Origin of the sequence: Thermomonas sp. HDW16 (genome assembly GCF_011302915.1) — a bacterium.
Classification (GTDB): Bacteria; Pseudomonadota; Gammaproteobacteria; order Xanthomonadales; family Xanthomonadaceae; genus Thermomonas.
Window position 1 is genome coordinate 2181122 of record NZ_CP049872.1, and the last position, 20503, is coordinate 2201624.

Sequence of the window (20503 nt, forward strand, 5' to 3'; positions counted from 1 at the left end):
ACTACTAATGTTCATTGGTTTCATGATGTTAGTAGTCGTCCCAAACTTCTTGGGAAAAGACAGCAGCGGCGTGATCCCGCTAGTCGGAGTCATCGTTCTTGTGGTTGGCATTTTCCGCTACTTCTCAGCAAAACGTTCAAGCGGTGATGCCTAACAATTCGTTCAAGCCGAGCCCGCTTCGCGGTCTCGGACGCGACCGGTTCGCATCGGGCGGGCCGGCTTAACTCAGGCGTTAGGCCGCAATGGAAAAACCTCAGCGTTCGCAGAAAGGCCTGAATCCTTACGTAGTGATTGCGCTTGGGTTCCCTGCGCTACTCTTTTTGCTGCTCGTGCTGCTCGTTTACGGCATGCGCGGCAGTCTCAATCCGGCTGAGGCAGGCATTTATTTGATTCTTGGAGCACCGGTCTGCCTTCTCGGTGGCTTGGCAGCAAGTGTAGTTGCCATCACGCGCCGTGATCGACCACGTTGGGCGGCTATCGCCGGCCTCGCAATCAATGGAATCTTGGTCGTGTACATGGCAATTTCCCTGCTACTGTCGGCCTAACAATTCGTTCAAGCCGAGCCCGCTTCGCGGTCTCGGACCAGCCGAGTCGCATCGGGCGGGCCGGCTTAACTCAGGCGTTAGGGCTCATGAAAGATAAGTTCGCCGATCTGGAAGAACCTAGAAAGCGCACGCTTCCAACCGCCATTGCGGTGCTAGTTGCGATCACTGCGCTCTTTGCATATCGGCTCTCGCACACCAAGCCGATCGAGCTGTCCGGACTCGTAGAGTCGGTCGCAGCCGGCCACGTGGCCAGGGTCCACCTCGACAATGGACTCACGATCAACGCCAAGGTCAGTTCGAGTCGCGACCCAAGCAGCGGGCAACGGGTAACGGTTCTCGAGACCGTCAGCCTACTCAGCACTCCTGCGTACGTCGTACAAGAAGAGGCTCCGTCGCAGTGAGCCCTAACAATTCGTTCAAGCCGAGCCCGCTTCGCGGTCTCGGGCGCAGCCGAGTCGCATCGCGCGGGCCGGCTTAACTCAGGCGTTAGACATTGCTGAGGACTATCGCGTGAAGGTGAAGGATCTCTTCTGGGTGCTTGTTCTCGGCGGTGGTGCTTTGTTTGCATACGACAAATACAAATCGCACAAATCCGATCAAGCTGAAATCTTGGCTGCGGCACCGGTTGCTGTGCAGCCGCAGCAAGCCGCGCCTTCCAGCGATGACCGTTCATGGATAAAGCCGCGCGCCGTAGAACCTACTGTCTCCGGCAGCCAATTCAAATGTGACGGTCGTACCCATTGCTCACAGATGAGATCTTGCGCAGAGGCAGAATTCTTCCTCAAGAATTGTCCAAACACGCAAATGGACGGCAATAATGACGGCGAGCCTTGCGAGCAGCAGTGGTGCAAATAAAGCGGGCAATGTCTAACAATTCGTTCAAGCCGAGCCCGCTTCGCGGTCTCGGGCGTAGCCGAGTCGCATCGCGCGGGCCGGCTTAACTCAGGCGTTAGGCGGCACATGAAATGGTTCGCAGCGATTTGCGTTTCACTTCTATCGGCGAGCTGTTCCGCTAGCCAAACAAGTGCTTGTGCAGGCTTTTCGCCAGACCTGCTCAGCTGCCCTGCTCCGCAAGCGCCTCGCGTTGCCGAACTCAAGCCTGGCAAGGTTGTTGTAATCCTCACGGTTGAACCAGACGGAACCGTGGCAAATGCCCACATCGCCTCGGCATCTGGCCATCCCGCATGGAAGGACGCCGTCCTTCAAGCCGTTCAATCCTGGCGTTTTAAGCCGACCGACCGCACTCGCACCGTCTCTGTTCCAGTTAATCTTGGGTTCGGTGGCTAGTGCCGCCTAACAATTCGTTCAAGCCGAGCCCGCTTCGCGGTCTCGGACCAGCCGAGTCGCATCGCGCGGGCCGGCTTAACTCAGGCGTTAGGCCTCATGAAAATTCTCGCACTATGTGGAAGCCTTCGGTCTGAATCTCGTAGCGCCGCTTTGCTGCGGGCAGCCAAGACATTGGCTCCGCTTGGCGTAGATTTCCAAATTTTTGATGGCCATGGACAGCTGCCATTGTTTAACCCTGAGCTTGAACCCTACGCACCTGTATCAGTAAAGGCGCTATGGGATGCAGTTACAGCCGCAGACGCCGTCGTCATCGCAAGTCCTGAGTACGCCCATGGCGTCACAGGGACTATCAAGAACACTTTAGACTGGCTCGTGGGTCACATTCCATTCGCCTACAAACCCGTCGCTGTCTTTAACCCGTCCTTTCAGTCTTACCACGCGGACGAAGCGCTAAAAGAAACACTCCGCACAATGGCTGCCGATCTTATCCCTGATGCATGCGTACGAATTCCCGTAATTGGATCAGGCATCAGTCCTGAGGACATTGCGACCACAACCAATTTTTCCTCGATACTGGAATCCGCTCTTCAGGCCATCATCTCTCATGTGCAAGCACAAAATCAGCCGCGAGAGGCCTAACAATTCGTTCAAGCCGAGCCCGCTTCGCGGTCTCGGATCGACCGGAACCGCATCGGGCGGGCCGGCTTAACTCAGGCGTTAGGTTTTGTGGACACTGATATCGCAACCCCAAAAGGCATACGTTTCCTAGCCGTCCCATTCGGCCTGCTCTTTGTTGCCGGTGGACTCTTGGCGCTGTTAACTGTTACTGGCGCAATTCCAGGTGAAATGCCTCGCACTTGGTATGCCCAGGTCTTCAGCATTACTGCATCAGTCACTTTTGCTCTTGCGGGAATTGGTTTTGTGTTTTTTGGCTTTGGCATGAAGAAAACCGCTGTAACAATTGGTGCACTCGCCCTTCTTTTCTTCGTCATCGCCTTCAATTGGATAGCCTTTGGCCCCGGCGAACGCAATTTCACACGTACGATCACGTTCAATGGGACTGTTTCACGTGCTACGGCTGTTTCAGAATTTGAGGGTCGTGCCGTCTTTGGCGGGTTCGCACTCCTCCTTGACCTTATGGTTGTTGGCGGTCTTGTCAAAGGTATCCGGAGCAAAACCTAACAATTCGTTCAAGCCGAGACCGCTTCGCGGTCTCGCGCGTGTCTCACTCGCCGGCTGCGGTCCGGCTTAACTCAGGCGTTAGCTGGGTGCAGACAAGCCTTCAGTAGGTCAAGGCTAAGAGCTCGTAGTTCACAGCGAGGCTCTTCAAAATTTTGGGCCAGCTTTGGCCATCAATTGGGCAAGAGCGGCTTGCCGGCGCTAGACCACAAGCAGTTCCTGACCCGTTACGTGATTTTGGGTAGAGCCGCAGGCGGAGTTCCAGGGCTGCTACCCAGCTAACAATTCCTTCAAGCCGACACCGCTTCGCGGCGCCGGCAAAGGCCGCTAAGATCGTGCCTTACCGGCGCCGCAAAGCGGTGCGTCTTAAGTCAGGCGTTAGGCCTCATGAAAATTCTCGCACTATGTGGAAGCCTTCGGTCTGAATCTCGTAGCGCCGCTTTGCTGCGGGCAGCCAAGACATTGGCTCCGCTTGGCGTAGATTTCCAAATTTTTGATGGCCATGGACAGCTGCCATTGTTTAACCCTGAGCTTGAACCCTACGCACCTGTATCAGTAAAGGCGCTATGGGATGCAGTTACAGCCGCAGACGCCGTCGTCATCGCAAGCCCTGAGTACGCCCATGGCGTCACAGGGACTATCAAGAACACTTTAGACTGGCTCGTGGGTCACATTCCATTCGCCTACAAGCCCGTCGCTGTCTTTAACCCGTCCTTTCAGTCTTACCACGCGGACGAAGCGCTAAAAGAAACACTCCGCACAATGGCTGCCGATCTAATCCCTGATGCATGCGTACGAATTCCCGTAATTGGATCAGGCATCAGTCCTGAGGACATTGCGACCACAACCAATTTTTCCTCGATACTGGAATCCGCTCTTCAGGCCATCATCTCTCATGTGCAAGCACAAAATCAGCCGCGAGAGGCCTAACAATTCGTTCAAGCCGAGCCCGCTTCGCGGTCTCGGATCGACCGGAACCGCATCGGGCGGGCCGGCTTAACTCAGGCGTTAGACCGCATGGACAGCAAGGACGCTCGGACAATCGCTTGGATCTTCTTCGCGATTTCCTTTTGGGATAATAATCCGGTAACAAGACTTGAAATCATGCACTCGGCGGATGCGATCAATCATTTGCAGCCTCTTGAGAGCGAAATGGATCTTGCGCTCGGATTTTTAGTCCAACATGATCTTGTTCAACAAACGGGTGACTCATTTTCACTGACGCAAATTGGTCAAACCTGCATCGACCAAGCAAGCGTAAATTCGGGCAACGTGTACGACACCATGAAGGCCCTTCAGCCCTTCGTTCTGTCGTATCGCGCGGTCTAACAATTCGTTCAAGCCGAGCCCGCTTCGCGGTCTCGGGCGCAGCCGAGTCGCATCGCGCGGGCCGGCTTAACTCAGGCGTTAGGCCGCTCACAAAAATTATGGCTAAGACCTTAAAGCTATCCTGGGCACGCTTCGGTTTCTGCTTCGCAATCATGAGCATTTTTCCGGCATTTCTGATCATTTCTGGCATCAAAGATAGAGACACTTGGCCTGCTGCAGTGGCGGTCTGCCTTTTGTTCCTTTCGCTTTTTGGCTTCTTCTCTCTTGGTTGGGCTCGGCTCCGGCGGGCAAACGCTACCCAGCCAATCCTCGCAACGGAGATTGATCGTGTCCGACAGTTGCTTATCGGACCCATTGGCCCGGCAGTGGCATGGTTCGTCGGCACTTTTCTTGTAATCATTGCTTTCGTGGTCGCATCGGCGCTCTTCTGGCCCGCGGCCTAACAATTCGTTCAAGCCGAGCCCGCTTCGCGGTCTCGGACCAGCCGAGTCGCATCGCGCGGGCCGGCTTAACTCAGGCGTTAGGGCCCAACATTGAGTAATGACGATCTCACGAAGTTGGCGATTGCGCTGATATCAGCCCTTACAGGCTGGGCGCTTGCCCAGTTCAGTGGACTTATCAAAAATTGGCTTCATCGCAGAAAAGTAATCAAGCTTCTCAAAGAGGAAATCAAAGACATTGAGGTTGAGGCAACTCGACTTCTGTATTTCCATGCACGGAATCTTCAGAAGCATGGCGCATACGTGGTGGGAGACACCGCTGCAGTAAGTATCTCCAATCCAATATTCAAGAACTACTACAAGGATGCAGTTCTAGGTCTCAACCAGAGCCAGAGAATTTCGTTCCAGATGATTCACAACCAAGTCGAAAATCAAAATCAACTGCTGATTGACTATAAGCAACTTAACTCCGCATTGCGTAAGGAGTACGAGGCCAATGGCCCAAGCAAGGAATTCCGAGCTGGAGCGCGTCGGCTTGGCGCAATTGCTGATCATGGCTACGGGAACTGCAAACTCATCATCTGGCACGTCAAGCATCACCTCAGCAACCACAAGTCTCCTGACTTGCACCCTAAAACAGAAGCACATGCTGCCTATCAGGCCTATCGTGATGAGGTTCGCAAGGAAATTAATGAGTTCGTTGAGTCTGGCAAGAAGCTAGAGTCAGAAGCATTCAGTGGCGACATGGAAGCTGAGCCCTAACAATTCGTTCAAGCCGAGACCGCTACGCGGCTCGGCTTAAATGGTGGGGTGTACCATTCTGCCGTGCCGCGCATCGGTCCGGCTTAACTCAGGCGTTAGGCGGCACCAAACAAATTCATGCTCACGTGGACACTACTCGCCATATCCGTACTCGCGCTGTTCGTAGGCTTTGTTTCTCGTGAGCGGCTATTTTGGGTAGTTGACAGTGATCACGTTGGCGCTGACATCCTAGAAAATTCTCATCTCACCAACGACCTATGGATCAAGTTCTACCGTAATAGGCATCGGATCGACAGTCAGTTCAGGACATTGATCAACGTGTATTTCTGGTCAAACGTAATCGGCACAATCTTGCTGCTGGCCGGGTTTGCATCACACTGGCTTGCCGCCTAACAATTCGTTCAAGCCGAGCCCGCTTCGCGGTCTCGGACGTGCCGAGTCGCATCGCGCGGGCCGGCTTAACTCAGGCGTTAGGTGCGGCGACAGATAACAGGAAGATCAGCATGAAAGGCAGCTGCCTCTGCGGTTCGATTGAAGTCACTGCTCCTGATCACGAGCAAATTGCTCTTTGTCACTGCTCCATGTGCCGCCGTTGGTCTGGCGGCCCAATGTTCGCTGTTCATTGCGGGAGCAACGTCGAATTTTCAGGCGCTAGCCCAGTCGCATACCGCTCATCGGAGTGGGCAGAACGAGGCTTCTGCGGCAAATGTGGGACACATCTCTTCTACCACTTGCTGCCGGGAAACGAGTACATCGTTTCTTCTGGGATCTTTCAGGATCATGAGTTCTCGCTAATTAGCGAGATCTTCATTGATGAAAAGCCAGGCTACTACGAGCTCAAGAATCAAACGGATAAGATGACTGGACAACAGGTGTTTGAGCAGTTCGCTCCAAAGTAATGGAGGCCGCACCTAACAATTCGTTCAAGCCGAGCCCGCTTCGCGGTCTCGGACGTGCCGAGTCGCATCGCGCGGGCCGGCTTAACTCAGGCGTGAGAGCGCTGACCATGTACTTAGCAGGCCGAATATTCACCGTAAGGCAGATGAGCAGCGCAGCCATGCTCTTGTCTGCGGTTGCTGCTCTCGCTTGGTTTGGCTACGACGCACTCGATGGCTCAATAAGTGTCTGTTCCCGGTACGGCAGTGGCTGCACGAATCGCGCATACACTGGAGCGGGAGACTATGGATACTGGCTCACGCTCGCGCTCTATTTGGGACTGGCTTCTGCACTTGCATGGCTCGCTTGGCTGGGACTCCGAGAACGCAAACGTGATCTCTACAAGTAAAGCTCGCACGCGCTCTAACAATTCGTTCAAGCCGAGCCCGCTTCGCGGTCTCGGACGTGCCGAGTCGCATCGCGCGGGCCGGCTTAACTCAGGCGTTAGGGCTCATGAAAGATAAGTTCGCCGATCTGGAAGAACCTAGAAAGCGCACGCTTCCAACCGCCATCGCGGTACTAGTTGCGATCACTGCGCTCTTTGCATATCGACTCTCGCACACCAAGCCGATCGAGCTGTCCGGACTCGTAGAGTCGGTCGCAGCGGACCACGTGGCCAGGGTCCACCTCGACAATGGACTCACGGTCAACGCCAAGGTCAGCTCGAGTCGCGACCCAAGCAGCGGGCAACGGGTAACGGTTCTCGAGACCGTCAGCCTACTCAGCACTCCTGCGTACGTCGTACAAGAAGAGGCTCCGTCGCAGTGAGCCCTAACAATTCGTTCAAGCCGAGCCCGCTTCGCGGTCTCGGGCGCAGCCGAGTCGCATCGCGCGGGCCGGCTTAACTCAGGCGTTAGAGGGCTCTGAAGTGTCTAGCTCGCCACAAGCGCAACTCCTAAGTGATTTGCTACTGGAACGCAGCGCACTCAGTTCTCCCGTCTCCGGGCTGACCGCATGGGAAGCGTTCAAGGCTTTCGGCCGTGAAGCTTTCGAACTCCCAGGAGTAGGCCTGCTGTTCCAAACGGGGACATTCGATTTCACGGGAAGCGAGCTGTTCTACTTTGACCCGGTCTGCCAGTTCGAGATCCTCGATCATGATGGAGAGCATGACCATTTCGAGCAGCTCCACTGTGAACTCACTTGCGAACCTCGTCCGGAACTGCAAACGGCTTCCGCAGAGTTGTGGTCATTTGATTTCCCCACTGCTGATGCATTCTTCAGTGCTGTGGAGTCGCTGCCAGCCTTTCAGATCGCTGCACGACAGTCTGACTACACTGTTTCGGTAACGCATGAAGACGTTTGAGCTGCCCTCTAACAATTCGTTCAAGCCGAGCCCGCTTCGCGGTCTCGGTCGCAGCCGAGTCGCATCGCGCGGGCCGGCTTAACTCAGGCGTTAGGCCGCAGGAATAGCTTTGTCTCGCAACGTTCTCTTCATCTGCACACAGAACCGGCTCCGCAGTCCGACTGCGGAACAAGTTTTTGCTGACTGGCCTGGAATCGAGTCACAGTCAGCCGGCCTCGGCAACGACGCGAGCACACCTGTTTCTCCAGAACTACTTGAGTGGGCTGACATGATCTTCGTCATGGAGAAGGCTCACCGCAACAAGCTGACCAAAAAGTTCCGTACACACTTGAACGGGAAACGAGTTATTTGCCTCGACATCCCTGACGAGTTTGAATACATGGATCCGTTCCTGATCCGTCTACTCAAGGCCAAAGTCCCAAGATTCCTGCCGGCGGCCTAACAATTCGTTCAAGCCGAGCCCGCTTCGCGGTCTCGGACCAGCCGAATCGCATCGGGCGGGCCGGCTTAACTCAGGCGTTAGGCCTTGCCAGTGAGACTTCAGTAGAAAAGACCACTCAACGTGGCTTTCTCGCAATGTTCCGCGCCGCTGCGCTCGCGCTCCACTCGCCACAGCCTACCTTCGGATCGTCCAGGAATTGGCACGCCAGATTTCATCAGGCGGTGCCGGTGTCGTCCCTCGCTTCGCCGTTTGGCTCCTCGCGTTCGCCCGCAGGCGCACGCAGCAACAAGCCCTGCCGCGCGTACCTGCGTACGAGTGTGAGATTTTTACTAAAGCACTGATTGCTTTCAGAACAGCGTTTGCAGGCAAGAGCAAAGGCTGGTCTACGGCCTAACAATTCGTCCAAGCCGACACCGCTTCGCGGCGTCGTCAAAGTCCCGCTAAGATTGTGACTGTGCCGCCGCCGCAAATCGGCGCGGCTTAACTCAGGCGTTAGGCGGCAAGAATAATGGTGACCGCATGATGTTCTACATCGGCCAAGGTGAGCGCATCGTTCCCATTGGCCCCACGCAAGAGCGGCACTGCCCTCGCTGTGAACAAGCGACGGCGTTCCAGCCACAACTCACATACAAATTCGGCCAACTCGACCTACTTTTCGGCTTTGTGTACGGCAAGCGCTACCAACTTGCGTGCTCGCAATGCAATCACGGCTGGCTCCTCGACACCAAGGCGACTGAGCGGGACATGGACAAAGTTCCTATTCCTTTTCACCTGCGCTACGGCTTCCTCGTACTCATTGGCATTGCGGCGCTGGGCGTTGCTGTTTACTTTGCTAGGCGCGCCGCCTAACAATTCGTTCAAGCCGAGCCCGCTTCGCGGTCTCGGACGTGCCGAGTCGCATCGCGCGGGCCGGCTTAACTCAGGCGTTAGCTGGGTGCAGATCAGCTTTCAGTAGTTCAAGGCTAAGAGCGCGTGGTTCGCGCGGTCGTTCTTCAAAATTTTGTGTCTTTCAAGCCATCAGAGTCGCAACAGCGGCTTGCCGGCCTGGACAGAAGGCGGTTTCTGACCCTTTACGTGAATTGGAGTAGAGCCAGCAGGCGTGGCTCCTCGGCTGCGTACCCAGCTAACAATTCCTTCAAGCCGACACCGCTTCGCGGCGCCGGCAAAGGCCGCTAAGATCGTGCCTTACCGGCGCCGCAAAGCGGTGCGTCTTAAGTCAGGCGTTAGACCGGTGCCCAGCACTTGCGGCGGTCTATTGTTGTAGTTACAATAACATATGCGCCTTAGCTACGATCCGATTAAACGGCAGAAGACGCTTGACGAGCGTGGCCTCGATTTCGAGGACGCAATTGCGGTCTTCGCAGGACTCACTTTTGAGGTTGAAGACACCCGTCAGGATTACGGTGAAACGCGCATGATCTGCTTTGGCTATTTGGCCAACCGCATGGTTGTGGTCGGTTATACGCAAAGGGGATCGGTCCGTCACATCTTTAGCATGAGGAAAGCCAATGAACGCGAGCAAATCCGCATCGGCCCGCACCTTGAAGTCTGATCTCAAGCGCGTAGCCGCTCACAAGGTCAAGGCGAGCGAGTACAAAGAACTCCCTGAGATCACAGATGACATGCTCAAGCGTGGTGTTGTAAAGCGCGCTGGGCGGCCTGTTGCAACAAACCCGCGGCGTCAAGTCACTATTCGTCTTCCTGAGTCGGTTCTTGAACACTGGAAAGAGTCTGGCCCTGGTTGGCAGACCCGCATGGCAGATTTGTTGACCAAACGAGCACCGGCCTAACAATTCGTTCAAGCCGAGCCCGCTTCGCGGTCTCGGACCGACCGGAGCCGCATCGGGCGGGCCGGCTTAACTCAGGCGTTAGGTCGCACAAGCGATTTCATGACAAGCCATCGACTTCGCTACTTCAGAACGATTTTGCTGGCCTGTTTCGCAGTTGGGTTCGTCAGTCTAGGCCTAATCGCCATTTTTGACGGCTACATCGACACTCCGCTCAAGCTGTTCGGCAGAGCCACGATCGGCGGCAATCCGCTGCAGTTCTGGTTCGTTGCGGTGTTCTACTTTGCGCTCGCGGCCGTTTGTGGCTACTTTTCGGTCATGGTTGCACCCAAGCGAAGTGCGACCTAACAATTCGTTCAAGCCGAGCCCGCTTCGCGGTCTCGGACCAGCCGAGTCGCATCGCGCGGGCCGGCTTAACTCAGGCGTTAGCACCCATGGAAGAATCAGTCGCCGAGTTGGAGGTCGAGATTGCACTGCTCCCTTCTGCGGGACAGAAGCGCTCGAATTACCGCCCAAACCACAAGCACCCGCTCACTGGGGAATTCTTTCTCGGCCAAGTCACCTTCCATGACGGCCTTGTTGACCCCGGCACAACTGCACGCGCCCTTGTCCGTCTGTTAGCGTATGACGATCAAATTGATTCACTCGTGCACTTTGGCTCCTGGACAATCTGGGAGGCGGCAACTCATGTGGGCAACGCCCGCATCATTGGCTGGGGTGCTAACAATTCGTTCAAGCCGAGCCCGCTTCGCGGTCTCGGGCGCAGCCGAGTCGCATCGCGCGGGCCGGCTTAACTCAGGCGTTAGGCCTGCACCACGAATTACATGGAGATTTGATTGATGATCAAGAAGTTCGCGGCCGCATTGGCTCTGACAGCCGTCATTTCATTGCTCGCCATGCCTCAAGTGCGGTCAGGCCAGTATCTAGAGGCATGGTCGCAAATCGCACCTAATCTTGCTGTTGAAGCATTGGGTCTTCTTGCTGCAGTTCTTTTCGCCGAACACTACTTGCGCAGGTTCCGGCTGTCAGGTGGAGTTGAGAAGATAGCCCCAACGTTGATGAGACAAATGGGACCGGCCGTCGTTGCCGACACCACTCTAATTCGCGCAATGGAGTACACACCACGCGAATTCAAAGCAATCCTCGGCGAATACATTGACGGGAGCTACGACCCAATGCACATCCCAAAGGATTTCGTCGATAGATTTGAAGCCGCTCTAAAACTTCTTCCGCCAGATTCCCTGAGCTCTTCTGCCGTCTCCATTCGTCGAGCTAGTGAGTTCGCAGGAAGATTTGCAAATCTCTTGGACGAAGAACAGTTGGTTCTTCTTGAATCCGCAGAATCTAATTGGGCGCATCTAGAGGATCTGCATAGCGACTCAAACTCCGAACCAAGGAGGCTTGCTGAAGCTTTCCTGGATGCCCATGACGTACTTGGCGACGTGGCACAGGCATTTGGCTTCCCCGAAGCAATCAAGAAAATTAAAGCCGAGCAGGCCTAACAATTCGTTCAAGCCGAGCCCGCTTCGCGGTCTCGGGCGCGACCGGGCCGCATCGGGCGGGCCGGCTTAACTCAGGCGTTAGACCACTCACGGGGCATTCATGCAATTCGTTAAAGCTTTCGCGCTTTTTGGACTTCTGTCGATCAGTAATTTTGCAGTTGCCGGTGAGCACTCAGAAAAACTCTCGAAATGCCTCACATCATCAATTACACCCGAAGACCAGACAGCCCTTGTCCGTTGGATTTTTGGCGCAGTTGCAAATCATCCAGACGTTGCCGACATTGCCAACCTTACTCCCGCTAAGTGGGACGAAATTTCCAAAAATGGAGCTTTCGTGTTCGAAAAATTGATTGCAGACAAATGCGCTAGCGAGTCTCGTTCTGCAATCATCAATGATGGCATGGCAGGCTATAAAAGTGCTTTTGAGACACTTGGATCTACTGCAGTCGGCGGACTCATGACCGATCCGGCCGTCGCAAAAGCCATGGAAGACCTTCAAAAATACTTAAGCGAGGAAAAGTTGATGAAAGCCCTCATGACCGGCACTCCACAATCGAATTGAGTGGTCTAACAATTCGTTCAAGCCGAGCCCGCTTCGCGGTCTCGGGCGTAGCCGAGTCGCATCGCGCGGGCCGGCTTAACTTAGGCGTTAGGTCTGCATGAGATAGAATGCGCGGCCCGCAAAGGGCGGACACAGGAGAAGTGCCATGAAGCGCATCAACGACAACCAGGCTTCCTTTTGAGGTCACGAGCAAGCGTCGCAAGGGTTTCCCTTCTGAGACCAATGTGAAGCAAGGCCGCAGATTTTGTCCACGGTGACAAAGAACTCTGCGAAAAGCTGGGCCGCAACGACCCCTGCCCCTGCGGGTCGACCAGCAAATTCAAGAATTGCTGCCTCGGCACTGGCAGCTTTTGACGGAATGAACCGTCACAGCTATCACCGCTAGCAACCAGACGCCAAGCTCATCCGGGCTTGGCGTCATCGCTTGCAGACCTAACAATTCGTTCAAGCCGAGTCCGCTACGCGGCCTCGGCAGAGCATCGTATGATCATTGCTCTGCCGCGGCCGCTCCGCTGCCCGGCTTAACTCAGGCGTTAGCTCCCCAACATGCATCCCATGACTTCCCTACTTGAATGGCTACCCGAAAGTGACTTCGGCGTCATGGATCATGGTTTCGTGCCTCATGGCCGCGATTACTATTTGCTGGTCGAGTGCTCTATGGGCCAGAACCAGGGCCGGCACCAACTTCAGTTCACCCATATCGCTGAACTCAGCTACACAACCGTCGTGGCTGATGATGTTTGGGCAAAATCTTGGGGTGAGGCGTTCGTTGATTATCAAGCGTGGCTAGATGCCGGCGAGCCAGATGGGTACGTTTGGGGTACCTGTTGGTCACTGGCATGGCCAGGCATTCGAGCAGTTGAGCCATCTACCAAAGCCATCGATTGGTCAGCCCGTTTTGGAAAATCAATGTACGAGGCGCAGATTGAGACTGATCGCTTCCGCATCAACCTTGTCTTCCACAGCTTGCGTTCTGCCAAGGTCAGTGATGAAACGTCTACTGTCTCAAGCGTCGTTATTCCGCTCTCCTAGCTAGGGAGCTAACAATTCGTTCAAGCCGAGCCCGCTTCGCGGTCTCGGACCAGCCGAGTCGCATCGGGCGGGCCGGCTTAACTCAGGCGTTAGGCCTCACTCATGAACACCTCGCAGAGCCTAGAGATCGAAAAAGCCATCGGCCCGCTTATCCAGGCCTTGGCCGCTCATTCGATCATTGCAGTTGGATCGCAGGTATCAGACTCTTTCGGCAACTTTGTTGTCTCGTTTCGTGGCGCCAGCAAAGAATTTCAGATCATTCGTGACCGCGGCCAGCTCATCGTCGGCGGCCCTGAGCAGCAGGAACTGGAGCAAGCTGGATTGTTTCGGGCATTTCCCGGCTTCCGCGAGCTTGAGACGCCACTCATGCAGTGGGTAAAGCGCAGTGAGGCCTAACAATTCGTTCAAGCCGAGCCCGCTTCGCGGTCTCGGGCGCGACCGGGCCGCATCGGGCGGGCCGGCTTAACTCAAGCGTTAGGCCGCAGAAGACAGACTTCAGGTAAAGAGCTTTTAAAGAATTTTTTGCCGTGAGTTGTCTGCCCTGCCCTTGAACAGCCTCGCCCGTGGCTCCGGCATAACTGAAACCCGTTATGCCTCCGCCCGGTTGCGGGTTCACGCGGGTCAAGGCACTCTCAGCACCTGGTCGTTGGGTCAAAGAAGCAAAGGCTTCAGCGGCCTAACAATTCGTTCAAGCCGAGCCCGCTTCGCGGTCTCGGACCGGCCGAGTCGCATCGCGCGGGCCGGCTTAACTCAGGCGTTAGGTTTTGTGGACACTGATATCGCAACCCCAAAAGGCATACGTTTCCTAGCCGTCCCATTCGGCCTGCTCTTTGTTGCCGGTGGACTCTTGGCGCTGTTAACTGTTACTGGCGCAATTCCAGGTGAAATGCCTCGCACTTGGTATGCCCAGGTCTTCAGCATTACTGCATCAGTCACTTTTGCTCTTGCGGGAATTGGTTTTGTGTTTTTTGGCTTTGGCATGAAGAAAACCGCTGTAACAATTGGTGCACTCGCCCTTCTTTTCTTCGTCATCGCCTTCAATTGGATAGCCTTTGGCCCCGGCGAACGCAATTTCACACGTACGATCACGTTCAATGGGACTGTTTCACGTGCTACGGCTGTTTCAGAATTTGAGGGTCGTGCCGTCTTTGGCGGGTTCGCACTCCTCCTTGACCTTATGGTTGTTGGCGGTCTTGTCAAAGGTATCCGGAGCAAAACCTAACAATTCGTTCAAGCCGAGCCCGCTTCGCGGTCTCGGACGTAGCCGAGTCGCATCGCGCGGGCCGGCTTAACTCAGGCGTTAGGCCTTGCCAGTGAGACCTAAGTAGAAACGGCAACTCAGCGCAGCCTTCTCGCAATGTTCCGCGCCGCTGCGCTCGCGCTCCACTTGCCACAGCCCAGCTTCGGATTGTCCAGGGATTGGCCCGCCAGATTTCATCAGGCGGTGCCTGTGTCGTCTCTCGCTTCGTCGTTTAGCTCCTCGCGTTCGCTCGCAGGCGCACGCGGCAACAAGCCCTGCCGCGCGTACCTGCGTGCGAGTGTGAGATTTTTACGGGGGTCAAGACCGGCCTTGCAGGAAGAGCAAAGGCTGGTCTACGGCCTAACAATTCGTTCAAGCCGACACCGCTTCGCGGCGTCGTGATAGGTTCTCGTTATTGAACCAACACGCCGCCGCAAAGCGGTGCGTCTTAACTCAGGCGTTAGGCCGCTAAAGGCAAAGATCGCAAGATCGGAGGTTATGTGGCACATCCGCTGATACTTCCAATGGCTGTCCACGTCGCATTCACTGCCCTGCTCTACGCCTTGCTCACTGTTGTTCGCGCTCCAAAGATCTGGGGTATCGGCCAGCGTCAAGACGGCTCAAATCCTTGGGCAGCAGTTGAACCCCGCATCAGCGCGAACCTATCGAATCAATTTGAGTGGCCGCTGTTCTTCTACGCGGCTTGCTTGCTGCTTATCCAAGGCCAAGTTGAAAGCTCAGCCGTAGTTCTGCTGGCTTGGGTGTTTGTTGGCGGCCGCTTCGCACACAGCTACGTTCAAATTTGCACCACAAACATCCGCGCTCGTGGCTTGGTGTTCACGGTCAATTTCCTCGCTACACTCGGGCTCTGGGTTGTGGTTCTCCAGGCAAGAGCTGCGGCCTAACAATTCGTTCAAGCCGAGCCCGCTTCGCGGTCTCGGACGTGCCGAGTCGCATCGCGCGGGCCGGCTTAACTCAGGCGTTAGGCTGCTTACGGAACATGACAGCAAACCGACGAAAAAATCTCGCCATTGCCCTTCTGACACTAGCCGCTCTGGCCGTGGCAACTGCAATTAGCCTCAACACCGACTACTACTACTTTCGGAACGATGGCGACATAGTGAACTGGCATCACCCAACCGGGAACTTCCTGATTTTCTGCTGTTTCTTCGTGGGTGAGGCGTTATTTCTAGCTTGGGCAATCGAGCTTGCGCCAAGCAGGCGCCTTTGGAAAAGAAGTCTGCTAGCGACGCTTCTGTTTATTCCATGGACTCTGTTCTCGTCCATGTTCGTTGTTCATGCGCCCGGCTACATGCATTTTCATATTCTTTGGGTCTGGACAATTCTCGTCACTCTTGTTCTAGCGACTACCATCTCGGCTGTAACCAGCATTGCAGCGCACTCCCGGACAGCAGCCTAACAATTCGTTCAAGCCGAGCCCGCTTCGCGGTCTCGGACGTGCCGAGTCGCATCGCGCGGGCCGGCTTAACTCAGGCGTTAGGCGGCAGAAATGGAACCGAAACGTAAACGCCAAGTTCTGTACCAACTGGCCTTACTGCTCGTCGCCTACCCAATAGCGCTGGTTGTTTTGATGCGCCTCGTCACCGCATACGTGCAGTCGCCGTGGATCAGTGGTGCCGTCTTCATCTTGTTCACGCTGCTGTTCTGGCGCATAGCCACTGGAGAGAAAACCCGTAAGATTCTTGGCAGGCGGTGGTAGTGCCGCCTAACAATTCGTTCAAGCCGAGCCCGCTTCGCGGTCTCGGACCAGCCGAGTCGCATCGGGCGGGCCGGCTTAACTCAGGCGTTAGGCGTACAAAAGCGGTACATCGGAGGCCAAATGACTAGGAACATCGCATCCGCAATCCTGTCCGCCATTGTCATGTTCTGCCTAGCAGGGCTTTTCAACGGTGTTTTGGCTAAGGAATTCATCCAGACGCATGTAAATGCCAGCATGCTTCGCGAGACTCCGAATCTCGCACTCATTTTTATTGGCTACCTGCTCCTCGCAACGCTCATGGTGCTGGCTTATCGCAAGGCCACATTGCCCGTGCTGGCCCCAATGAAGCGTGGCTTGACTGTTGGTCTTGCATTCGCAGTCATATGGCTAGTTCCCTATAGTCTTGTCTTGTTCTCCGTATACCGCTTTCCATACGAAGCACTCGCCATTGATCTTCCCTGGGCTCTTGTTGAACAAGGACTTGGTGGCTTGGTTATCGGCTTGATGCAAGGAAAACGAGCATACGCCTAACAATTCGTTCAAGCCGAGCCCGCTTCGCGGTCTCGGACCAGCCGAGTCGCATCGCGCGGGCCGGCTTAACTCAGGCGTTAGGCGGCACCAAACAAGTGTTCAGGAGAATCGCGTGACTGTGGCGAACCATGGCCCCTATCACCGCCGCGGCGAGCCAGGCGGTCCAGGTTGTTCCGTAACTGAACTTCCTGTTTCCGCAAAGCAACCAAATGGCGACATCGTTGCAATGACTCTCTTGAGCGCAGACAAAAATGCCACTGAGCTGGAGCTATTGCGGACAATCGCAAGCTCCTTCGGTGTGCAATGGGGCCGTGACGAGTTTGGCTGGTGGGCGGCACTACCAAATGTGTCTCCTGCCGCCTAACAATTCGTTCAAGCCGAGCCCGCTTCGCGGTCTCGGACCGACCGGATCCGCATCGGGCGGGCCGGCTCAACTCAGGCGTTAGGGCTACAAGATGAAGATCCTCGTTCAAACACTGCTTCTTTCACAGGCATTAGTCGCCCCGCTTGAGTTCAGTGACGCGCTAAAGCTCGCGGATAAGAATGAGGCTGGCCTGGAAGCTGGCGTGAAGAGCACTCTCGTTCAGAGTCAGGACACCGCATTGCACGCAGCAATGGCGAACTGCGTTGCTCTTGCGCCAGGCAAACTTCCTGCCTTCACGATCGTGTTGAAGCTAGACGCTTCCGGTCACGCACTCCAGTCGTGGCGCAACAATGATCTTCCCGTTGTGCGCTGTGCAGAAAGAGAACTCCGCAATGGGTCATATAAGACCAACGGGCAAGACGAGTTCTATACTTCCTTCGTCGTTAGCTTTACGCCCTAACAATTCGTTCAAGCCGAGCCCGCTTCGCGGTCTCGGGCGCAGCCGAGTCGCATCGCGCGGGCCGGCTTAACTCAGGCGTTAGGGCTCATGATCAAAATCAGTCGCAGATTGATGAGTGCCACCGCCATGCTCGTGGCACCTCTCTACTGCTTTGCAACTCTTCCGCGTAGTGAGAGCTGCCATGACACACTTTGCTTTTCCGTAGTCGAAGGCGAACCGGGCCTTATCAAGGATCGAACCTACCACTACCAAGAAGGTGGCAGACGGCTTTTGTTCACTCGCATGGCAAATGGAAGTGAACTTTCGCTCCTTCTCCGACCTGTTTCCCAAGCTGACTGCCCAAGCAACTTTGAAGATACGTACGCTCGTCTGGCCAAGCGTACAAGCACTGCAATTAGCTCCAGAGGCTGCCTGGCGGTCAAAGAGTCAGGAAAATTCTTCCGGATCGACTTCACTTTAGTCAGCCCCAAAGCACCGCTTGAACAGGAACTTCGGACACTCGCACCTCAAGCCTGGATCTACGACTTTAGGAACCCTTCTGTTGTCAGTCCTGTGCTTGTCTTGTCGCCATCAGGGCATGAGCCCTAACAATTCGTTCAAGCCGAGCCCGCTTCGCGGTCTCGGACGTACCGAGTCGCATCGCGCGGGCCGGCTTAACTCAGGCGTTAGGCTGCATGACAGAAATCTTCGTAGTCCAAGTAGAAGCTTCTCCCGACGGCGTCATGCATTCGACTACTGAGTTTGGTGGCGCCTACATCAATGTTTACACAACCGAGCTAAACATCCGCAATGCAATTGATATTGCAGAAAAGGAAGTCGTGGAAGCGGGTTGGCGCATCGAGAGAGTTGTTTCTGCCGCTCTAAACAACGCCGCCGACTTTGATGGTGAAGAATCAGGGCTGCAGTACTACGAACAGGCTCTACTGGACGGAACAGTTGTTGTAGTCCACATTTTCCCGCCAGAGCACGCTGAATGCGATTTTTTGCATTGAATGGCTTGCAGCCTAACAATTCGTTCAAGCCGAGCCCGCTTCGCGGTCTCGGGCGTAACCGGGTCGCATCGCGCGGGCCGGCTTAACTCAGGCGTTAGGTTGCAAGAGCCAACATCCATGCAATTCTCAGAAACAACAATCGTGAGATTTCAGCGTGGCGTCGCCGTGTTCTTCGTAAGCCTGCTTGTATTTGGATTCTTAGTGAAGATCGGATTTGTCGGCAAATACCAAACCTATGGTTCAGTACGGCCCTGGGCTCAAGTCATGAGTCAACTGGACTCTCTTGTAATCAAATCCTTAGTTCTTGCAGGCCTTGCTGCAGCGTGGCCCGTACGCGGTCGCTAGACTTGCAACCTAACAATTCGTTCAAGCCGAGCCCGCTTCGCGGCCTCGGCGCCAACCGGTTCCGCTCGGGCGGGCCGGCTTAACTCAGGCGTTAGGGCTCAAAGCACATGACTTCAAGACTATTGGTCATCGCGCTCCTAGCTTTATCCGCAGTTGCGAGCTGTAGCTCAGGCACAAACAACCAGGGCCCTGCCAATTCACGTGTTGATCCGAACTCAAAAAATTGCATTCGGCGTGGTGAAGATGGCCAATGCGCGCAGGTTTGCAACATTTGGCAGGGAGACAGTTGCGTTCACAGTTGTACTGTTGGCGTACCCTGTGATTGAACTCGGGCTTCTGAGCCCTAACAATTCGTTCAAGCCGAGCCCGCTTCGCGGTCTCGGGCGCAGCCGAGTCGCATCGCGCGGGCCGGCTTAACTCAGGCGTTAGGCCTTGCCAGTGAGACTTCAGTAGCAAGAGCAACTCAACGCAGTCTTATCGCAATGTTCCGCGCCACTGCGCTCGCGCTCCACCCGCCACAGCTCACCTTCGGGTCGTCCAAGGCAAGGCCCGCCAGATATTCATCAGGCGGTGCCTGTGTCGTCTCTCGCTTCGCCGCTTGGCTCCTCTCGTTCGCCCGCAGGCGCACGCGGCAACAAGCCCTGCCGCGCGTGCCTGCGTGCGAGTGTGAGATTTTTACTAGAGCATTGAACGCTCTCAAAGAAAGCGTTGTCAGGCAAGAGCAAAGGCTGGTCTACGGCCTAACAATTCGTCCAAGCCGACACCGCTTCGCGGCGTCGTCAAAGTCCCGCTAAGATTGTGACTGTGCCGCCGCCGCAAATCGGCGCGGCTTAACTCAGGCGTTAGGCCGCTATGAAAGTTAGCTCGCTACTTTTATTTTTCGTCATTTTTCTAGCATTCGCGTGTCTTTCTGCGTGCAGCAAGAACCCCTCGCAGACGGCGCTAACAGCACAAGTTCCGGCCCTGCGAGGCTGGAAGCAGCACTGTAATCTCGACGGTATTCAATTTCAGTCGGAACGCGATAGGAGCTATTTGCAGCAATTGGCGCAACGCTGTTCGCCTACTGATGCTTGCGTTCTAGCTTGCTCACGCACAGATTGTGCAAATGTTGGGGGTGGCTGCTCCCATGCTTGCTCACAAACAGATGATCCCGCCAGGGGCGCTGATGAGTTCTTGTCCAAGACATCTGAGTGGTGCAAATGGCGGCGGCCTAACAATTCGTTCAAGCCGAGCCCGCTTCGCGGTCTCGGACCAGCCGAGTCGCATCGCGCGGGCCGGCTTAACTCAGGCGTTAGGCGGCACGCACTCATCAATGCGATCTGAAATGACAATTTTCCTGTGCGCTCTTGGCTTAGCCCTAGTGGGATTTTCGGCCTGGATTCGCTACATGCAACGAAAGGCGTCATCTTGGCCTTTTGTAAATGGTCTGATCGTAGAGTCAGAACTACGCCACACAATTGATGAAACGTCTGCTCATATCGCCTATGAGTACAGCATCACTGGCAGGCGCCATAAGTCGAGTCAGGTGTCCTATTCGGGGATGTCAAAAGCCTCGTCAGAGCGAGAGGCTTTAATCTCGCGCTATCCGGTTGGCGCCGAGGTTACGGTCTACTATGATCCGACCGACCCGTCGCAGGCCGTTCTAGAGAACAAGCAGTCAAATACTTGGCATATCCCTCTGGCAATTGGGTTAGTCGTGCTCGCTGGCGGCCTCCTCACCGTAGTTGTGAACGGCTAAGTGCCGC

At 55.4% G+C, this 20503-nt stretch carries 30 protein-coding genes; all 30 read left to right on the forward strand.

Annotated features, from left to right (window positions below; translation table 11 throughout):
- Positions 1–242 precede the first annotated feature (242 nt).
- The 30 genes from G7079_RS10175 (at position 243) to G7079_RS10330 (ending at position 20496) form a co-directional block, all read left to right on the forward strand.
- Positions 243–545, forward strand: coding sequence for a hypothetical protein (locus tag G7079_RS10175; RefSeq protein ID WP_166057192.1), 303 nt, complete (start codon positions 243–245; stop codon positions 543–545).
- An 86-nt stretch (positions 546–631) separates the two neighbouring features.
- The gene (locus tag G7079_RS10180) at positions 632–946 is read left to right on the forward strand and encodes a hypothetical protein (protein WP_166057193.1); all 315 of its coding nucleotides are present in this window, start codon (positions 632–634) and stop codon (positions 944–946) included.
- A 109-nt stretch (positions 947–1055) separates the two neighbouring features.
- Positions 1056–1400: an excalibur calcium-binding domain-containing protein gene (locus G7079_RS10185; RefSeq protein WP_240906168.1), complete on the forward strand. Its 345-nt coding sequence runs from the start codon at positions 1056–1058 to the stop codon at positions 1398–1400.
- 528 nt (positions 1401–1928) lie between these two features.
- Entirely contained in the window at positions 1929–2471 is a 543-nt protein-coding gene (locus G7079_RS10195; RefSeq protein ID WP_166057195.1) for an NADPH-dependent FMN reductase, read from the forward strand.
- Between the two features lie 87 nt (positions 2472–2558).
- Positions 2559–3014 (forward strand): hypothetical protein, encoded by a 456-nt coding sequence (locus G7079_RS10200; protein ID WP_166057196.1) that lies wholly within the window; start codon positions 2559–2561, stop codon positions 3012–3014.
- A 384-nt stretch (positions 3015–3398) separates the two neighbouring features.
- A complete protein-coding gene (locus G7079_RS10205) occupies positions 3399–3941 on the forward strand; it encodes an NADPH-dependent FMN reductase (RefSeq protein WP_166057195.1) in 543 nt (180 codons plus the stop codon).
- An 87-nt stretch (positions 3942–4028) separates the two neighbouring features.
- Entirely contained in the window at positions 4029–4340 is a 312-nt protein-coding gene (locus G7079_RS10210) for a hypothetical protein (RefSeq protein WP_166057197.1), read from the forward strand.
- 152 nt (positions 4341–4492) lie between these two features.
- The gene (locus tag G7079_RS10215; RefSeq protein ID WP_166057199.1) at positions 4493–4783 is read left to right on the forward strand and encodes a hypothetical protein; all 291 of its coding nucleotides are present in this window, start codon (positions 4493–4495) and stop codon (positions 4781–4783) included.
- A gap of 114 nt (positions 4784–4897) precedes the next feature.
- The gene (locus tag G7079_RS10220; RefSeq protein WP_166057200.1) at positions 4898–5542 is read left to right on the forward strand and encodes a hypothetical protein; all 645 of its coding nucleotides are present in this window, start codon (positions 4898–4900) and stop codon (positions 5540–5542) included.
- Between the two features lie 503 nt (positions 5543–6045).
- The gene (locus G7079_RS10225; RefSeq protein WP_166057201.1) at positions 6046–6441 is read left to right on the forward strand and encodes a GFA family protein; all 396 of its coding nucleotides are present in this window, start codon (positions 6046–6048) and stop codon (positions 6439–6441) included.
- A 490-nt stretch (positions 6442–6931) separates the two neighbouring features.
- Positions 6932–7246, forward strand: coding sequence for a hypothetical protein (locus tag G7079_RS10230; protein WP_166057202.1), 315 nt, complete (start codon positions 6932–6934; stop codon positions 7244–7246).
- 136 nt (positions 7247–7382) lie between these two features.
- Positions 7383–7781, forward strand: a complete 399-nt coding sequence (locus tag G7079_RS10235; protein WP_166057203.1) for a hypothetical protein — start codon at positions 7383–7385, stop codon at positions 7779–7781.
- Positions 7782–7890: 109 nt separating this feature from the next.
- Positions 7891–8223: a low molecular weight protein tyrosine phosphatase family protein gene (locus G7079_RS10240; RefSeq protein WP_166057204.1), complete on the forward strand. Its 333-nt coding sequence runs from the start codon at positions 7891–7893 to the stop codon at positions 8221–8223.
- 519 nt (positions 8224–8742) lie between these two features.
- Positions 8743–9072 (forward strand): hypothetical protein, encoded by a 330-nt coding sequence (locus tag G7079_RS10245; RefSeq protein WP_240906169.1) that lies wholly within the window; start codon positions 8743–8745, stop codon positions 9070–9072.
- A gap of 427 nt (positions 9073–9499) precedes the next feature.
- Positions 9500–9775: a BrnT family toxin gene (locus G7079_RS10250; protein WP_166057205.1), complete on the forward strand. Its 276-nt coding sequence runs from the start codon at positions 9500–9502 to the stop codon at positions 9773–9775.
- Positions 9732–10013: a BrnA antitoxin family protein gene (locus G7079_RS10255; RefSeq protein ID WP_166057206.1), complete on the forward strand. Its 282-nt coding sequence runs from the start codon at positions 9732–9734 to the stop codon at positions 10011–10013. The genes G7079_RS10250 and G7079_RS10255 overlap by 44 nt, the downstream gene beginning before the upstream one ends.
- A 99-nt stretch (positions 10014–10112) precedes the next feature.
- On the forward strand, positions 10113–10358 hold the full coding sequence (locus tag G7079_RS10260) for a hypothetical protein (RefSeq protein ID WP_166057207.1): 246 nt from the start codon (positions 10113–10115) through the stop codon (positions 10356–10358).
- An 86-nt stretch (positions 10359–10444) separates the two neighbouring features.
- Positions 10445–10804 carry a hypothetical protein gene (locus tag G7079_RS10265; RefSeq protein WP_166057208.1) on the forward strand — a complete coding sequence of 120 codons (360 nt, stop codon included), beginning with the start codon at positions 10445–10447 and terminating at the stop codon, positions 10802–10804.
- Between the two features lie 45 nt (positions 10805–10849).
- Positions 10850–11512 (forward strand): hypothetical protein, encoded by a 663-nt coding sequence (locus G7079_RS10270; RefSeq protein ID WP_166057209.1) that lies wholly within the window; start codon positions 10850–10852, stop codon positions 11510–11512.
- Positions 11513–11612: 100 nt separating this feature from the next.
- Complete coding sequence (locus tag G7079_RS10275; protein WP_166057210.1) at positions 11613–12074, forward strand: hypothetical protein; 462 nt, start codon at positions 11613–11615, stop codon at positions 12072–12074.
- Positions 12075–12629: 555 nt separating this feature from the next.
- Entirely contained in the window at positions 12630–13106 is a 477-nt protein-coding gene (locus tag G7079_RS10285) for a hypothetical protein (RefSeq protein ID WP_166057211.1), read from the forward strand.
- 102 nt (positions 13107–13208) lie between these two features.
- Positions 13209–13502 carry a hypothetical protein gene (locus G7079_RS10290; protein ID WP_166057212.1) on the forward strand — a complete coding sequence of 98 codons (294 nt, stop codon included), beginning with the start codon at positions 13209–13211 and terminating at the stop codon, positions 13500–13502.
- 151 nt (positions 13503–13653) lie between these two features.
- Entirely contained in the window at positions 13654–14328 is a 675-nt protein-coding gene (locus G7079_RS10295; protein WP_166057213.1) for a hypothetical protein, read from the forward strand.
- Positions 14329–14870: 542 nt separating this feature from the next.
- The gene (locus G7079_RS10300) at positions 14871–15251 is read left to right on the forward strand and encodes an MAPEG family protein (protein WP_166057215.1); all 381 of its coding nucleotides are present in this window, start codon (positions 14871–14873) and stop codon (positions 15249–15251) included.
- A 95-nt stretch (positions 15252–15346) separates the two neighbouring features.
- Positions 15347–15766 (forward strand): hypothetical protein, encoded by a 420-nt coding sequence (locus G7079_RS10305; RefSeq protein WP_166057216.1) that lies wholly within the window; start codon positions 15347–15349, stop codon positions 15764–15766.
- A gap of 90 nt (positions 15767–15856) precedes the next feature.
- Complete coding sequence (locus tag G7079_RS10310) at positions 15857–16066, forward strand: hypothetical protein (protein ID WP_166057217.1); 210 nt, start codon at positions 15857–15859, stop codon at positions 16064–16066.
- Positions 16067–16186: 120 nt separating this feature from the next.
- Complete coding sequence (locus G7079_RS10315) at positions 16187–16597, forward strand: hypothetical protein (protein ID WP_166057218.1); 411 nt, start codon at positions 16187–16189, stop codon at positions 16595–16597.
- Positions 16598–17052: 455 nt separating this feature from the next.
- Complete coding sequence (locus G7079_RS10320) at positions 17053–17421, forward strand: hypothetical protein (protein ID WP_166057219.1); 369 nt, start codon at positions 17053–17055, stop codon at positions 17419–17421.
- A 674-nt stretch (positions 17422–18095) separates the two neighbouring features.
- Positions 18096–18413 (forward strand): hypothetical protein, encoded by a 318-nt coding sequence (locus tag G7079_RS10325; RefSeq protein ID WP_166057220.1) that lies wholly within the window; start codon positions 18096–18098, stop codon positions 18411–18413.
- 1669 nt (positions 18414–20082) lie between these two features.
- Positions 20083–20496, forward strand: coding sequence for a DUF3592 domain-containing protein (locus G7079_RS10330; protein WP_166057221.1), 414 nt, complete (start codon positions 20083–20085; stop codon positions 20494–20496).
- The last annotated feature ends 7 nt before the right edge of the window (positions 20497–20503 follow it).